The sequence below is a fragment of the Haloglycomyces albus DSM 45210 genome (assembly GCF_000527155.1).
In the GTDB taxonomy this organism is placed as follows: Bacteria; Actinomycetota; Actinomycetes; order Mycobacteriales; family Micromonosporaceae; genus Haloglycomyces; species Haloglycomyces albus.
In genome coordinates, this window is record NZ_AZUQ01000001.1 from 1370455 (window position 1) to 1387460 (window position 17006).

Consider the following 17006-nt stretch of genomic DNA (forward strand, 5'->3'; position numbering starts at 1 on the left):
TGCGGCGAGGTGCCTTTGTTGCGATTCAGTGTCATGGCTGGGAGCCGTCGGGTCGAGGAAACGCCGACGGTTGTGGATAACCGTCGGATTCCTGTGGATAACTGAATGAAATATCCCTTGTGGCCAGCGGGGAAATAGGAATCACTAAACATGGATGTGATGCGAGCGGGCTCCGACCCCACAGTGAAAACACGCCCGACCTGACGTGTCGCTGATCCGGATTCGCCTTGTGCGCCGTGATGATTGTTCATTAGCAAGAGATCGGGACAGTCCGTTCAACCGACCGCTGACGACGCTCGTGTGACATGGGATGTGCCCCGGGTGCGGAGCTGAACTTGACATGATCCTCAACGACTCCGTGGAGATAGAGCCGGGAACGGCCATCGGGGGTGGCCTCAAGCGCGGAGGCACGCGAGCGGGTCGGGTTCTGGAATGGCGACCGGATCAGACACAAGGAGCGGACTGCCCGACCGGTTACGACTTTCATTGGATGGCCATGTCGAAATTTTTTAGTGAATCCCGCCCGGAATTCGCCGTCACGATGCGCGGTTACGACCGGCATCAAGTCGACGATTTCACGCAGAAGCTGTATAGCAACGTCACTCAAAACGAGACGAAGTATCAAGAGCTGTCCGGTAAGGCGCAGGAGGCGGAAAACAAATTGCGCGCCGCCGAAAAGCGGATTCGTGATTTGGAGTCCACGGTCAACAAACGTGCGTCGCAGTTGGCCGAGCAGGAACAGCCGACCTTGGCCGGCTTGGGCGCGCGGGTGGAAAAGATACTGCGTCAAGCCGAGCAGGAGACCGGTGTCTGGCGGGCCAAGGCGAAGAAGCAGGTCGATGAGATCCTCAGCGAAGCCCGCCAGGAAGCCCAGCAGTTGCGCCGTAAGGTCGATTCCGACAGTCGGGAAACGACGACCGCGAACGAACGTGAACTGACCGAATTGCGCGCACGAGCCGCGACCGAGACGACTGAGATGAAGGAGAACGCGCGCCGCAACCACGATCTGGCGATCGACGACGCGAAGCGTGAATGCCAGACGAAACTGGGGCACGCGAAGTCCGAGGCCGAAAAAACCCAGGCGGCCGCCGAACGCGAAGTCGCGGTGCTCAAGGCCACCGCCGAACGCGAGGTGACCGAGGTGCGGGCACAGGCGGCCCGTGAAGCCGATGAACACCGCGCCGCCGCACAGCGTATGCAGTCGGAGGCGGTAGAGGAGCGAAAGCGGCGCACCCAGGAATTGACCTTGGCCGAAGCCGATCGCCGCGAGAAGGCGCAGCGGGAAGAGGCCGAGCGGCATCAGCAGGCCATCGCGACCGCCCAAAGCATCGTCTCCGACGCGGAGGAGCGCCTCGCGCTGGCGGAGGAGCGTGCGCGGGAAGCCGAAAGCCGTTGTCTGGAGCGCAAAGACGAATCGGATCAGCAGGCCCGCGACATGTTGCAACGAGCCACCGAGACCGCTCAGGCGGCGTTGAACGAGGCCAAGGCCGAATCCGAGCGCCTGCGACGTTCAGCGAAAGAACGCGCCGACGAAGAGGTATCCCCTTTGGAAGAGGAGGTGGTGACCCTCCGACGGCAGCACGAAAGCGCCGAATCGAATCTCGGGGACCTACGTCGTCAGTTGGGATTGGTATCGGGCGACGACGGCAGCCCTCTGCTGTCGTTGGACGCCGAGCAGATGCCGTCGCTGCCGCTCAATGCCGAATCCGTCCCCGACGGGGACGCCACACAGCAGCTACCCGTCATCGCCAAGCAACGCACCGGTGGCTGACCGGCTCGGCTGCCTCGGCCGTCGCGCTTCGGCGCACGAGCGGAGGCGGTCGGCCGAACCTCGGTCAGAGAACCGGGGTGATGCCCCAGACTCCGAACCACGCCTGTGACGGACCCAGTTCGATCAGGTCGTCGCCGCTGACGAACGCGTTGGGAGGACAGGTCATCGGCTCGATCGCCACCGACCGGCGCCGACGGTCGCCTTCGCGAGTGTCCGAGGTGAATAGCACCATCCATTTGAAGGCGTCGTCGGCCCACACCTCCACGTACTGCGATTCATTGTCCATATTGCCCAGGCGAGCGCGAACGGTTCCGTATTGGTCAGTATCGATCTCGCTAAAAGCGTTGTCCAAGACGACGTCTCGCAGGGGCGTGCGCCCGTCGACCGAGGCGGCCTCCTGGCCGGTAGGAATCTTATTGGAGTTCAAACGGCATTGCTTCTTAGCCGGTAGATCGATCCAGGCCTTGTCGACCGAGTCGGCACGCGGTACGCGGATATAGGGGTGGGCACCGAACCCGAAGGGCACGGCCGTCGCCCCCGGGTTGGAAACGGTATGTGCCGCACGAAGTCCTGCCGGGCCGATCGACCAACGGGTCTTGAACTGCAGCGGCCAGGGATAACCGGGCTGCGCGGCCAGACGCAGTTCCATGGTGACCGAACTGGAGGTGGATTCGGTGACCGACCATTCGATCCACTGAATCAGGCCGTGGATCGCGGCGTTGTTGGCGATGTCGTTGATCGGGAGACGGTGAGTACGGTCGGCGAAGGTGTAGGTGCCGTCGGCGACGCGGGACGGCCAGGGGGCGAGGAGATGTCCGGAGCATTCCGGGGCGATTTCGTCATCGTCGTAGGATTCGATGAGGTCAACGCCTTGATATCGATATGAGCGCAGTGATCCTCCGACGGCGGCGATGTCCACTTCGTGATCGCCGTAGGCGATGGTCCAGGTCTGACCTGAAAGCGCCATGCATGTCCTCCTGAGTTGGTGTAGGTCGTCCTCGTGCGATAGTGACTGGTCAGGCGACCGCTGAAGCCAAAAAGGGTCCCCCTCGGCTTCCTGCTGCCGTGCTGCGGTGACAAGCGTGAAACACCTGGCGGCGTACACGGGACGAGTCTGGAACGAACCGTGTCGCAAGGCATCGCGGACTTGAATTCCACAGCGGCGCCGTTGTCGCTTGCTGGGTGCGGAATGTGCACGTTTTCGGGCTGTTGACGGCGTAGTCTTGAGGTTATCTCAGTTGCACTGACGCCTGACACACCACTACGTGAGTGCGATGTCACAGAATTTCGTTGGGTCCCACAAAATCCTTTAGCGATACTCGATAGTAAAATCCGACATATAGGGGTAAATAGTACATAATTCTGACACGAAAAGGTCTCGATTCTGATAACGAAATGGTAAAACAGGCCCAGAAGTGCAAACACCGCCCTTTCGCATAGCGCCATTTGTAAGGCACCATTTGCAGAACGACTTACGAAAGTGACGAGACGCCCGGACGCCCCCGGTCGGCATAGTCAATGGCACAACCTCAGGAGTACAACGATGTCTGAGTTCAAGCCCGGACTTGAAGGAGTCATTGCCTTCGAAACCGAAATCGCCGAACCCGACAAGGAAGGCGGTTCGCTTCGCTATCGCGGCGTGGATATTGAGGACCTCGTCAACGACACCAGCTACGGAGACGTCTGGGGTCTGTTGGTGGACGGTCACTTCGGCAATGGGCTACCTCCGGCTGAACCAGTGCCCGTCCCCGTCGCCTCCGGCGACACTCGAGTGGACGCTCAAGCCGCGGTCGCCATGCTCGCGCCGCACTGGGGCCTCCAGCCGCTGCACGACATCGACAACGACACCGCGCGCGACGACCTCGCCCGCGTGTCGGTCACCACGCTGTCGTTCATTGCGCAGTCCGCACGAGGCCAGGGACTGCCGGCCATCCCGCAGAGCGAAATCGACAAAGCGCAGACGATCACCGAGCGCTTCATGCGTCGCTGGCGCGGCGAGCCCGACCCGGCTCACGTGAAAGCCCTCGACACCTACTTCATGTCCGCCGCCGAACACGGCATGAACGCCTCCACCTTCACCGGACGCGTCACCGCCTCGACCGGAGCCGACGCCGCCGCGTCCATCTCGGCGGCCATAGGAGCTCTCTCCGGCCCGCTGCACGGCGGTGCGCCCTCGCGCGTACTGCACATGATCGAAGGCGTGGAAGAGGCCGGAGACGCCCGCACCTACGTCAAGAACCTGCTGGACTCCGGAGAACGCCTCATGGGCTTCGGGCACCGCATCTACCGTGCCGAAGACCCGCGTTCGCGAGTCCTGCGCGCCGCCGCCAAGAAACTCGGTGCCGAGCGTTACCAGGTCGCCGAAGCGCTCGAAGAAGCCGCTCTCGCCGAACTGCGCGAACGCAAGCCCGACCGCGTTCTGGCCACCAACGTCGAATTCTGGTCAGCCGTTCTGCTGGACTTCGCCCAGGTGCCGTCGCACCTGTTCACCCCGATGTTCACCTGCGCCCGTGTGGCCGGATGGTCGGCCCACATCCTGGAGCAGAAGAAGCTCGGCCGCATCGTGCGCCCCAGCGCGCGCTACGTCGGCCCCGAAGCACGGAAGCCCGAAGACGTCCCCGGCTGGGGTTCGTAGTCGGTGACCGCTGGGGGCGGCTGAGGCACTACGCCTTCGCGCTGCGGGGGCCTCTTGCGGCCATAGGGCCGCTACGAGTCCTCCTCGCGCGAATTCGCAGCACCTCAGCCGCCCCCAGCTCCTTTCCAGCTCTACCGCTTCTGCGCTTCGCTCGAAGCTCGCCGGTTGCGTAAGGGACTTGCATGGTAGTCGAGTGCCTCCTGAAGGTACTGTCGGCTCGATCGCCGCATACACGCGCGCCTGCGGCGCGCTGTTAGCGGCTGGCGAGTTTCTTGTTCGTGGTGAGTGGCTGAGTGTTCGAATTGCGAACATGCCTGGTTTAGGCGTGATCGTCTCGCTTCGGCTGGGAGTCAGCTGCTTTACAATACTCGCAGTTCTACTGTGGGTAGTCATAGAACATAAAGCCATCGGCGGTCGCCGGTGGCTTTTGTCGTTGGGAGGCTTAGGAGGACCTGGATCTCAGGTCGGCAATGTCGTTGGATGCGGGGTAGGTAAAGTGTTCTATACTCACAGACGAACCCTCCGCCTACTTTTACGAATGACTCTGGCCCTGTATGACCGCTCCCGATGCCCACCACTCGGCCCGTGGCCGCCCAGTGAGCGAAGCCGCGCGCCTGAAGCGCCGTTCCCTGCTGTTCAAAGGGGCCACCGGCTTGGCTCTGGCGGGTGTGGCCGGGGAATTGGGGTTTCGCTTGTGGGAGTCCCAAAGTCATCCCCTGACGACCTTGCGCGATTCCGTCGGTGCTTCGGTCCACATGCAGATCGTGGCACATCCGGACGACTGTCTCTATTTTATTAACCCCCGTGTCGCGCAATACATTTCACAGGGGTTTGGCCTCGTCACGGTGGTGTTGACGGCCGGGGAAAGCAACGGTTTCAACGGTCACGGAGACGAGAAGGGGAGCGTTCCCGACTTTCCCGCTTATGTGGCCTCCCGCAATGTCGGATTGAGACGTGCTTACGCCTATATGGCAACCGGCGACGCCGCGCATCCGTGGGACCGCGAGGTCATAGAACTGCATAGTGGACAGAATGTGGAGTTGTGCACCTTGCGTGACAATCCCGGGGTGCAGCTCGTTTTCTGTAGCCTGTGGACGAATATCGGTCGCCTGGTGGAAGACCGAGTGCGGCTCATCGAGCTCTGGGAAGGGAGACAGGAGCGTATGCAGGTGCTCCCTCCCGCCGATTCGCGACTACAGCACGGTCCCACGGTCACTCGCACCATGATGACCGATACCTTGCTCGAACTGCTGGATCATTATCGTCCGATTTCGGTCAATACTCTTGATGTGGATCCCGATCGGTCGCCCGTCGAGGTCGGGGCGGCCCAACCCGGCTTTTCCGACCATATCGACCATACCGCCACGGCTCTCTTCGCCTGGGGAGCTCTGTCGAAATGGTCGGGGGAAACGAAGGCGCAGACGTGGCGGGGTTATTACAACCGGCATTGGAGTAGCAATCTCGCCGGTTTCGACAGAGAGGTTAAGGGTGACGCCCTGGATCTCTATGCGTGGCGAGATCGAAAGGATTGCGGTCACTCGGTGGGATGTGGCGACCGGGTCGTCAAAGAAGACGGTGTCGGCTATTCCTACGGACCGAGCACTCATCCTCGCTACAGCAACAACATCGTGGTCCTCGCTGATTCGTCGGGTGCGGATTGCTATGTGGTGCATGGTAATCGTTTGCGATGTACCAGTAAGAACGGAGAAGCGGAAGCGGATTCGCCGGAGCTGCTTCCCGCCCTCGCCACGGCTGGCGATCGCGTCTTCGGGATTGAACTGGGGCTTCGCTATGAGCGCGAACGGCAGCAACGAAACGTCGTTGAATTCGATACTGTGACCGGTCAGTGGCGCGATCTTGGCAATCCCGCTCCGAACGGAGATCCCGCGCGGCAGATCGGGGTTCCCAGCGTGGCGTCCTCCGGCGACGAGATTCTGTTGGCGGCCCGTCACCATGACGGTGGTTTGGTGACCCGTCGATTCAACGGTATCGAGTGGCTTCCCTGGCAGGCGGTGCCCTCGTCGTATCTGCATCAGAGTCCCACCGTAGCGGTCGACCACGATGGTGAGTTTCATGTTTTCGCGCACCATTATCACGGTGTCAAGCGTCTGATCGACCCGGGCGGATCGTCGCCCAGGTGGGAGAACCTGCACCTGCCGCACCCGACCGAGGTCGACCCGTATACCCCGTCGTCGCCGTTCGCGGTGTCTTTTGGCCCGGAAGGGGAAACGGTTCTGGTGAGTCGCGTTCCGGACGGATCCGACTTGGCGCTGCATCGGGAGACCGACCAAGGATGGACGGTGTACCTGCTGGCCAACGAGGGCGGTATCCTTCCGCCGTCGGTAGCGTCCGCCCCGGACGGTCAACTGGCCGTCCTGACCGATTCGACCGACGGCAGGCCGGTGTCGACGATTGTGGACCTGGAGGCTCTGGAGGACGAGGAACTGGTACGTTTGCGGCCGCACGGCGAGCAGATTCTCGCAGGTATGCCCTATGTGCGATGGTCGGAGGGAACGTTCACGGCCACCGCTTTGGCCGCCGACGGAGAGATCTACACGATCTCGTCCGACACGGAGCGTTCCCAGTTCCCGGACACGTGGCAACGGGTCGGTGGAGAGCCGGGTTAAGGCGCTAAGCTGGACGCAATTCATCGCGTCAGCGTGGACGCCCGCACTTACCGTCGATTCAGGAGCGAGTCCGACACATGGCATCTCACGACATTACGATCCCCGACGAATTGAAGCCCGCCGACGGACGATTCGGTTCGGGGCCGTCCAAGGTCCCCGACACGGCGATGGCCGCCCTATCGGCGTCGGGCCACGACATCATGGGCACCTCGCATCGTAAACCCGCGGTGAAGGGCCAGGTGAAACGTCTCCAGGAGGGCTTGGCGGAGTTCTTCTCCCTGCCTGACGGATACGAAGTGGTGCTTGGCGTCGGCGGCACCACGGCGTTCTGGGACGTCGTATCCTACGGCCTGGTCCGCGAGCAGGCACAGGCGGCCGCGTTCGGGGAGTTCGGCAACAAGTTCGTCAAGGCCGTGTCCGCCCCACACCTACGGGCCCCCAGCGTACGTGAGGGAGAACCGGGAAACGCGGCGTATTTGGAAGCGGAAGCCGGAGTGGACGTCTACGGCACCACGCACAATGAAACCTCGACGGGCGTGGCCGTTCCGGTGCAGAGGGTCCCGGACGGTGATGCCCTTACCATTCACGACGCCACCTCGGCGGTGGCAGGCCTGCCCGTGGATATGAATGAGACCGATTGCTATTACTTCGCGCCGCAAAAGGGTCTGGCCTCCGACGGTGGCCTGTGGATCGCCGTGATGAGTCCCGCGGCATTGGAACGGACCGCGGAAATCAAGGCCTCCTCGCGCTATATTCCGGCCTTCCTGGATCTGCAGACGGCCGTCGACAATTCACGTAAGAACCAGACCTACAACACGCCGGCGGTGGCCACGCTGATTCTCGCGGCCGAACAGATCGACCGCCTCAATGCGACCGGTGGACTGGAACAGGCGGTCAAGCGCTGCGCTACCTCGGCCGAGACGATTTACTCGTGGGCGGAGGCAAGCCGGGTGGCACAGCCGTACGTTACCGACCCGGACCTGCGCTCATCGGTGGTGACGACGGTCGACTTCGACGGAGTGGACGCGGCCGATATCGCGCAGGTGTTGCGCAACAACGGGATCGTCGACACCGAACCGTATCGCAAACTGGGACGCAACCAGCTGCGCATTGCCACCTATCCGGCCGTCGACCCGGCCGATGTGTCCCGTTTGACCGGCGCCGTCGATTACGTGGTGGAACGCCTGGCGGCTTAGATTCGATCCCAGAGGATGGGAGCAAGTACAGTGGTGGAACTATGTCCACCACTGATTCGTCGATTCCGTATCACCTCATCCCCGAACTGTTGCACCATCAGCGTCTCCGTTCGACACCGATCAAACGGGAGGCTTCGGCGACGGCGCAGCGCCTGACGTTCAATGACGGAACCTCGGTGTTCGCCAAGACGACCAACCGGCACCGCGAAGGGTTCATGCGTGCCGAGATCGAAGGACTGCGGTGGCTGCGAGAGGCGTCCACGGCGATCGTCGAGGTGCTGTACGGCTCGGACGACCTGCTGGTGGAACCGTGGCTGGAGGAGGTCGAGCCCAGCCGCGCGGCAGCGCGATCCTTGGGGCGGGAACTCGCCGCTGTGCACCGCTGTGGCGCTCCGACGTTCGGGGCGCCGTGGCGCGGATTCATCGGCGAGCTGGATATGGACAACACCGAGACGGCGTCACTGCGATGGTCGGATTGGTACGCGGAACGCCGCTTGCGTCCCTTTCTGCGTCTCTCCCAAGATAATGGAGCATTGTCATCCGCCGATGTCGCAGCGGTGGAGAAGCTGCTGGGGCGGATTGAGGAATTGGCCGGTAGCGAGGAGACTCCGGCGCGACTCCACGGTGACCTGTGGTTCGGAAACGTGGTGTGGACGCCCAACGGTGCCCGATTGATTGATCCCGCTGCCCATGGTGGACACCGAGAAACCGATTTGGCGAATTTGCGTCTGTGGGGGTCGACGCCCTTTGTCGATGACATTATCACTGCGTATGACGAGGAATATCCGCTGAACGACGGTTGGCGGGAGAGAATCGGAATTCATTGGCTCTTTCCATTGCTGGCGCATACGGCTCTATTCGGGCGCTCATTTCGCGGTCAATTGATGTCGGTGGTAACCGAATATGTGAACGCCGGATCCTGAATTCTCGCCGTGATCGATGAAATTGCGGGGAGTGAAGAAGTGGATTCTCAATACCGTTTTCGTGGGTGAGTCGACCAAGCGGGAAATTGTCGGGAATCAGACCAATGTGAGACATCGACATCACCAATGGTAGTTGCTCGAGCACGGTCACTCCGTCGGGTGGAACGGACAAAAGAATCGTGGTCGCCGATGCTGAATAGACGTTCAAGTAATGGCTGACCTCTACGATCGACGCGCGAAGGTGAAATTCGTGTAATCTTCTTCATAAAGTTTTATCGGTCATGTTGATATAGGTTCCGGTTATCTGCAAGAATGCAAGGGTGCGCCATCATCAAAAAAGTTCCCCGTCGCAGATGGCGTCCCCATTGTTCGAGTGGTCGAGCGATGCGGAGCACGCTGCCCCGTCTCGATCACCACGCCGACGTGCAACAGCTTCGGGGCCGTCACACGCGCCATACGTTCCCCTTGCCGCTTGGGATGTAGTGGCTGAGCCGCAACGGGCCCAGCCGGAGGAACCGCTGTTGGCGGGTCTGCACGAGGCGGTGCGATCCGATCCGCTCGTGTCCTTGGATGCGATGCAGCGGGTCGCGGCCAGTGCGTCTCTCGGCCCAATCCTGGTCAATGCGGCACCGGGGACGGGAAAGTCCTACCTGCTCGTGCGCAGGGTGGCCTACCTCATTACGGAATTGGGCGTTCCGGCCTATCAATGCGCCGTGATCGCCTCCAGTGAGGAGCGAGCGCGGCATTTGCGTCAGTCGCTCGACGAATTGTTGGGGGCCGAGGGGCGTGAGGTCATCGTTTCGGGGCCTGATGCCTCCACTGATGTAGCGCATCTATTTATTGATGATTTGCCATTTATTCCGGAAAAGACCTTTCGCTCCCTCGTCACAGGGCGTGACTCCAATACCTCCATCATGGCCACCGGCGACCCCGATTCGGTCATCGACGATTCGGACGACTGGCGGGCCTTCGACATGTTCGGGGAACTGTTTCCGCAGTCCCATATGGTGCGACTGTCGCGTAATCATCGCTCCCCCGCTGCGGTGGTGACGGCGATGTCGCAGATCATCGAGCCGGTCACTCGCGTTCCGGGCCGTATGACGCGATCGCAGCGTACCGTGTCCGAAGGTACCCGCATCGGTCGCTTTTACGCCGTCGACGAGCCGACCGAACGCGAGTTCCTGTCGGAGGTATACGACGCCTTGGAGTTTCGCGGTGTGGAGACGGAGTCGATCCACGTCGTCTCCGCTCCCGACGAGGTCGATCCGACCATGGTCGACGAGCCGCATACGGTCGTTTTGACCGGCTTTGATCGCGACGCTTGGCCTAATGACGCCCGAAGCAGACGACTGCTGTACGTGGCATTGTCACGGGCGCGCGGGGCGGTCTTCATCTCGCATCAGAGTCACGGCTCTGAGGTCTTGGACGGAATCGACTCAGGTCTGTTCGTTCCCTTCGGCTATGTACCTGAGCGCAGTTCGGGACCGGAACAGCCGCGTCTACTGTAGAACAAAGTGTCCCCCGTCTCACTTTCAGACGAGTCGGGTTTACGACTGTCGGTCCATTTGCGACCGTTTTCCCCAGTGCTCTCGTCCGGTCTTCCTCCGGTGCCGTCTGTCCGCTCTGAGGTGTTTACGGCTCTTTCCGCCTCAATTGCCCTCCATGGGTCACAATGTGAGCAGAGGAGGAAGAGATGGAACACAACACAGAGCGCTCCGACGACGAGGAAATCGTGACCGTTCAGCGTGACAACGCGATGGAAACGGGGCGACGTCCGCGGCAAGGCAGTGGCGGCTGGTCTCCTTTCGCGCCTGATCCCTCGCAGGCGCCGCCTTCTCTCGACACAGAGCCGTCCCGCGCCGAGACGCCGGACGTCTGGAATCCGGATGCCGAGCGTGTAGCGGAAACGCCGCAGTCCCCGCCGTCGCTGCCCACCGAGTCGGTCACCCCGCCGGTCGAGCCGCCGTCCCGGGGCGATATCGTCCGCGCCTTCCCGGACACACCCGGAACCCTGGAGCCGATCAACGTCACCGCCGACGACTTCGCGCGACGCCGGGTGGTCCCGCCGCGTCCGCCGGTCGCGGAGACGGGAATCCGCGGCTGGGCACATCGCCTGTCGTTCGGTTTGATCGCCCTCCCACCAGGGCCTCGGGAACACGCACGGCAATTGAGCGTGGAGAAGGTGCGCCGTAATTTCGGCGGCCTGCGACAGGTGACGGTGGTCAACCCCAAGGGAGGAGCGGGGAAGACGGTTGCCGCGCTCATGTTGGCGACGACGTTCGGCCAGCACCGGGGCGGCTACGTGTTGGCGTGGGACAACAATGAGACGCAGGGGACGTTGGGAATGCGCGCACAGCAGGACTTTCATGTTCGTACCGTGCGCGATCTACTGCGGGATCTGGATCATTTTCGAGGTCCGACCGGTCGGGTCGGGGATCTCTCGCAGTATGTGAGGGCCCAGGGTGGGGCGATGTTCGATGTATTGGCTTCGGACGAGTCCGCTACGGCGGGGGAGATGTTGACCGCCCGTGCCTTCAGTGATATTCGCGAAGCGGTGTCGCGTTTCTATAAGTTGATCGTGGTGGACACGGGTAACAATGTGCGGGCTTCGAATTGGCAGTCGGCGATTGATGCGACCGATCAGCTGGTGGTGAGCATGTCGGCGCGCAACGACTCGGCGGAGACGGCGGCGCGCATGTTGGATCACCTGGAACAGAGTGGGCGTCGCGATCTGGTGCGTCAGGCGGTGACGGTGGTGTCGATGCCGGCTCACCGCAAGGACGTCGATCTGCCTGCCGTGCAACGGCATTTTGCCGCTCGTACGCGCGTGGTCCTACTCGCGCCGTATGAGAAGCTGTTGGACTCCGGTGAACCGATTCGCTATGAGGGACTGTCGAAGGCGACGTCGAACGCCTGGTTGCGGATCGGGGCGTCGGTCGCCGAGGGGCTGTAGAAACCGGTGGGGCGCGGTTCCCCACGCCCCACCGAGTCGTCAGCGTACGGTCACGCCGGCGATCGACCGCAGTTGAGTGGTGAGGTCGTTGCTGGGGTTGATGCGCCATTGGCTGCCCAGTTCCAGCATGGGGCCGTGCTCCTCGGCCTGTACCTGGACGTAGACCGGCACGTCTCCCTTGGAGTGGCGGAAGGCGTTCCGTAGATCGTAGATCAGTTCCTCATTGACCGAATCGGCCTCGACGCTGAGCCGTAGCGGCGCGTCGGAGGTTTCCGGGCCTCCCGAGGTGTCGAGAACGGCGAGGTCGAAGGCGATCAGCTGTGCCGTGCCGTCGCGCCGGTCGACCTTCCCCTTGACCGCGCAGATGACGTCGTCGGCAAGGGAGTCGGCCACGATCTCGTAGGTGTTGGGGAAGAAACGGACCTCGATGGAGCCGTCCAGATCTTCGATGGTCGCCGAAGCCCACAGCTTCCCCTGCTTGGTGACCCGCTTGGCGACGTTCTGCAGGATGCCCGCGACGGATACGGTCGTTCCGTCCTTGACGCCGTCGCCGTGCAGGGCCGCGACGGGCTTGTCGCTGCTGCGGGCCAGGAGCTTTTCAAAGCCGTTGAGCGGGTGGTCGGAGACGTAGAGTCCCAGCATCTCCCGTTCGAAGGTCAGTTTGTCCTCGCGCGGCCATTCCTCTTCGGACACGCTGAGGTCCACGCCCATGGTTTCGGGCGACTCCATCATTCCGCCGAACAGGTCGAACTGCCCTTTGGCCTCTTCTTTCTTAATGGACACCACGGCGTCGATGGCTTTTTCGTGCACCTCGGCCAGACCTCGGCGGCTGTATCCGAGCGAGTCGAAGGCACCGGCCTTGACGAGGGACTCCACGCTGCGCTTATTACACACGTTGGCGGGAACCTTGTTGAGGAAGTCCTGAAAGTCGGTGTATTCCCCCTTCTCTTCCCGCGCTTGAATAATGCCGCTGACAACGTGCCCGCCGACATTGCGCACCGCTTCCATCCCGTAGCGAATGTCGCCGCCGACGGCGTGGAACATGTGGCGGGAGTCGTTGACGTCCGGCGGCATGACCGTGATGCCCATCTTGCGGCATTCGGAGAGGTAGACGGCGGTCTTGTCCTTCGAATCGCCGACTGACGACAACAGTGCGGCCATGTATTCGGCGGGGAAGTTGGCCTTCAGGTAGGCCGTCCAGTACGCGACCAAACCGTATCCGGCGGCGTGCGATTTGTTGAACGCGTAACCGGCGAAGGGAAGCATGATGTCCCAGAGGGTTTTGATGGACTCCTTGCTGAAACCGTTGGAGGCCATGCCCGATTCGAAATCGGTGTACATTTTCTCCAGGACGTCGATTTTCTTCTTCCCCATCGCTTTACGCAGAACATCGGCTTGACCCATCGAGAATCCCGCCAGTTTCTGCGCGATTTTCATGATCTGCTCTTGGTAGACGATGAGACCGTGCGTTTCGGCCAGGATCTCTTCCAACGCGTCGGCCAACTCCGGGTGGATCGGGGTGACTTCCTGCCGTCCGTTCTTACGGTCGGCGTAGTTGTTGTGCGAGTTGGCCTCCATGGGACCGGGCCGGTAGAGCGCCAGAACGGCGATGATGTCGGCGAAGCTGTCGGGCTTCATACGTTTCAGCAATTCCCGCATGCCGCCACCGTCGAGCTGGAACACACCGAGCGTGTCACCTCGGGCGAGCAGTTCATAGGAGGCCGGGTCGTCCACCGTCAACGTATCGAGGTCGATGTCCACCCCACGGTTGAGTTTGATGGCTTCGATGGCGTCGCCGATGACCGTCAGGTTGCGTAGACCGAGGAAGTCCATCTTCAACAGTCCGATGTCCTCACAGCTGGGGTAGTCCCAGCCGGTGATGATCGAACCGTCCGGACGTGCCCACATCGGGACGCATTCGGTGAGCGGTTGCGAGGACAGAATAACGGCACAGGCGTGCACCCCCGCGTTGCGGATGAGGCCCTCCAGACCTTGCGCGGTTTCGAAGATCTGCTTGACCTCATTGTCGTTTTCAATGAGTCCGCGCACTTCGGCGGCTTCCTTGTACCGTTCGTGCTTGGGGTCGGTGATGCCTTGAAGGGGAATGTCCTTGGCGGCGACGGGAGGCGGCAGTGCCTTGGAAATGCGGTCGGCGAGCGCGAAACCGGCCTGCCCGTGGTGGACGCGGGCGGCGTCCTTCAAAGCGGCCTTGGTTTTAATCGTGCCGAAGGTGATCACCTGGGCGACGAAGTCCTGTCCGTACTTCTCGGTGGCGTAGGTGATCATCTCTCCTCGGCGACGATCATCGAAGTCGATATCGATATCGGGCATGGAGACACGTTCGGGGTTGAGGAAACGCTCGAACAGCAGGCCGTACTCAAGTGGGTCGATATTGGTGATCTTGAGGGCGTAGGCGACGAGCGAACCGGCGGCGGAACCGCGACCGGGACCGACGTAGATGCCTTCCCGGCGGGCGTAGTTGATGAGGTCGGCGACGACGAGGAAGTACGAGGGGTAGCCGGTTTTGATGATGACGTCCAGCTCGAACTGGGCACGGGACTTGTACTCCTCGGGAATCGTGCCGTCGGGGAATCGTTCGGCCAGTCCCTGGAAGACCTCGCGGGTCAGCCAGCTGCCTTGGTCGTAGCCGCTGGGGACTTCGATGCGCGGCATCCGGTCGGCTTCGTTGAAGACCTCGTCGTAGTCTTCGATCATTTCGGCCACCAGCAGCGTATTGGCACAGCCCTCCTGCCAGGCCTCATCGGAGCGCAGCTGATACATCTGCTCGGCGGAGCGGAGGAAGTAGCCGTCTCCTTCGAACTGGAAACGTTTGGGGTCGTCCAGGGTCGATCCCGATTGCACGCACAGCAGCGCCGCGTGTTCGTGCTGCTGGTCGTCGGTGACGTAGTGGGAATCGTTGGTGACCAGCGGCCGCAGGTTCATCTTGCGCGCCATTTCGTACAGCTCGTCGGCGACGCGGCGTTCCACGGAGTTGCCGTGCTCCATGAGTTCGAGGAAGTAGTTCTCGGGGCCGAAGATGTCGCGGAAGTCGCTGGCCGCCTGGTAGGCCTCGTCGATCTGACCCAGTCGGAGGCGGGTCTGCACCTCACCACCCGGGCAACCGGTGGTGGCGATGATGCCCTCGGCGTTGGGGGCGATGAGTTCGCGGTCCATGCGCGGCTTGTAGTAGGTGCCTTCGAAGCTGGCGTACGAGGAGAGTTTGAAGAGGTTACGCAGCCCGGTGGTGTTCTTGGCGAGCATGGTGGCGTGGGTGTAGGAACCGTTTCCCGAGAGGTCGTCGCGAATTTGGGACGGATCGCCCCAGCGGACGGGCTTTTTGTGGAAGCGGTCGTGGGGCGCGAGGTAGGCCTCGATTCCCAGGATCGGTTTGATGCCGGCCTTTTTGGCCTCGTGGTAGAAGGAGTAGGCCCCGTACATGTTGCCGTGGTCGGTCATGGCGAGGGCGGGTTGGCCGAGGCGTTGTGCCTCTTCGAATAGCGGGCCGAGTTTGGCGGCTCCGTCGAGCATGGAGTATTCGGTGTGGACGTGCAGATGGGCGAATTGCTTCGACATGCGTAGTTTCCTCAACCTGGCCAGGCGTGTTGCGTGCGATTCGAGTGATCGTTCCTCGTTCAACGCCATTCGACGTTCGCGGTTCACGGCGTTGAGTCGCGCGGAGCGTCGCGATGACGATTCGAATGGGCCCTTCAGTCTAGGCCAATGCAGCGACGCGACCAAGTACGCCCGGAGTGTCAGTGAGGTGGTCGGGACGTGCGAAAAGGGGATGTTTCCACGCTCTGTCCCGCAGGATTGCGCCGCGACGAAGAGGGAGAAAAATCGCTCACATATCGCCGGAAAGGGCTAACGTTGAGAGTTATCCACAGGTTTATCCACAGGTGGTCGGATTACTGGACACGTCCTGACGGCGGGAAGAGACTGATGTCATGACTACCGCAGCCAATTCCACGAACGTTCACATCGACAGCGCCGCCGACTTGGCCGGGCTTATCCCTTACCTGCTCGGATACGAACCCGAGTCCGATTCGGTCGTATTGGTCGGACTGCGGCACAACCTGGTGCGCTGTGCCTTGCGGGTCCGGGTCGACGACGGTGAGATTCAGGATTCCGACGTCGAGCACTACGTGGTCATCCTGCGCCACAACGGATGTGACCGTTTGGCCATTATCGGCTACGGTGCCGCCGGTGCGCTGCTGGACAAACTACGGCAGCGCTGCGAGCACGACACCGTCCCCATGCGGGTTATCGTCACCGCCCAAGTGCGCGACGGCTACCTGTACCCACGCTGGCCGGATCCGGATCGTTCCGCCGAGTCCGTTCCCACCGCCAGCCCGGCCGTCTGCGCCATGATCGCGGCGGGCGGATCGGGGCCGAAGAATCGCCGCGACCTGGCACGCCTGTTCAAACCGGCCGAGCGCCGCGAATGCGACAAGGTCGCTCGGGCTCTGGAGGAACAACGCCGTCGTCAGGCCGACGACGATACGACCGACCCGGAATCGCGGGGTAAGGACCTGCTGTGTCTGGATTATTGGCGGCAGCAGACCCGGTTGCCCGAGGCGGCCGAGATCGCCGAGATCGCGCTCGCGCTCAGCGACGTGGAGGTGCGCGATTGGCTCTTGGACTGTATGGGCGATGATCCGGGGCAGAACAATGTAGACTTGTGGATTTGGGCGGCGCGGCATCTACGCGGCACGCCCTGTGCCACGGTGGCGTGCGTGGCCGCCTTCGCCGCCTACCGCTGCGGCAACGGAGTGGTCGCCGCCGAAGCGGTGGACTGTGCGCTGCGGGCCAATCCGCGGTACCGCTTGGCCGCACTGCTGTGGGAGGCTCTACAGCGGGGTATTCCGCCCCATCGCCTGGGGCGGCGAACTCTTCCGGATTGA

At 62.1% G+C, this 17006-nt stretch carries 9 protein-coding genes and 1 pseudogene; 8 read left to right on the forward strand and 2 right to left on the reverse strand.

Translation table 11 applies throughout. The annotated features are described in order from the left end of the window. Window positions 1–340 precede the first annotated feature (340 nt). Window positions 341–1771: a coiled-coil domain-containing protein gene (locus HALAL_RS0106455; RefSeq protein ID WP_025273218.1), complete on the forward strand. Its 1431-nt coding sequence runs from the start codon at window positions 341–343 to the stop codon at window positions 1769–1771. A 64-nt stretch (window positions 1772–1835) separates the two neighbouring features. Here the strand turns inward: HALAL_RS0106455 and HALAL_RS0106460 are convergent, their stop codons facing one another. After that, entirely contained in the window at window positions 1836–2738 is a 903-nt protein-coding gene (locus tag HALAL_RS0106460; protein WP_025273219.1) for an aldose 1-epimerase family protein, read from the reverse strand. A 576-nt stretch (window positions 2739–3314) separates the two neighbouring features. On the opposite strand from HALAL_RS0106460, the gene HALAL_RS0106465 reads away from it, so the two are divergent. From HALAL_RS0106465 to HALAL_RS16655, 6 genes and pseudogenes are all read left to right on the forward strand, one after another. Continuing rightward, window positions 3315–4406 (forward strand): citrate synthase 2, encoded by a 1092-nt coding sequence (locus HALAL_RS0106465; protein ID WP_029767500.1) that lies wholly within the window; start codon window positions 3315–3317, stop codon window positions 4404–4406. 554 nt (window positions 4407–4960) lie between these two features. Beyond that, entirely contained in the window at window positions 4961–7033 is a 2073-nt protein-coding gene (locus HALAL_RS0106470) for a PIG-L family deacetylase (protein WP_025273220.1), read from the forward strand. A 77-nt stretch (window positions 7034–7110) separates the two neighbouring features. Continuing rightward, entirely contained in the window at window positions 7111–8229 is a 1119-nt protein-coding gene (serC, locus tag HALAL_RS0106475; RefSeq protein ID WP_025273221.1) for a phosphoserine transaminase, read from the forward strand. A gap of 41 nt (window positions 8230–8270) precedes the next feature. Further along, entirely contained in the window at window positions 8271–9152 is an 882-nt protein-coding gene (locus tag HALAL_RS0106480; protein WP_025273222.1) for a fructosamine kinase family protein, read from the forward strand. 482 nt (window positions 9153–9634) lie between these two features. After that, window positions 9635–10660: a UvrD-helicase domain-containing protein gene (locus HALAL_RS0106485; RefSeq protein WP_025273223.1), complete on the forward strand. Its 1026-nt coding sequence runs from the start codon at window positions 9635–9637 to the stop codon at window positions 10658–10660. 266 nt (window positions 10661–10926) lie between these two features. Next, window positions 10927–12105: pseudogene (locus HALAL_RS16655) on the forward strand (MinD/ParA family ATP-binding protein); the annotation flags it as partial. A gap of 39 nt (window positions 12106–12144) precedes the next feature. Here HALAL_RS16655 and dnaE read toward each other — a convergent pair. After that, a complete protein-coding gene (gene dnaE, locus HALAL_RS0106495; protein ID WP_025273225.1) occupies window positions 12145–15678 on the reverse strand; it encodes a DNA polymerase III subunit alpha in 3534 nt (1177 codons plus the stop codon). 371 nt (window positions 15679–16049) lie between these two features. On the opposite strand from dnaE, the gene HALAL_RS0106505 reads away from it, so the two are divergent. Continuing rightward, on the forward strand, window positions 16050–17006 hold the full coding sequence (locus tag HALAL_RS0106505; RefSeq protein ID WP_025273227.1) for a DUF4192 domain-containing protein: 957 nt from the start codon (window positions 16050–16052) through the stop codon (window positions 17004–17006).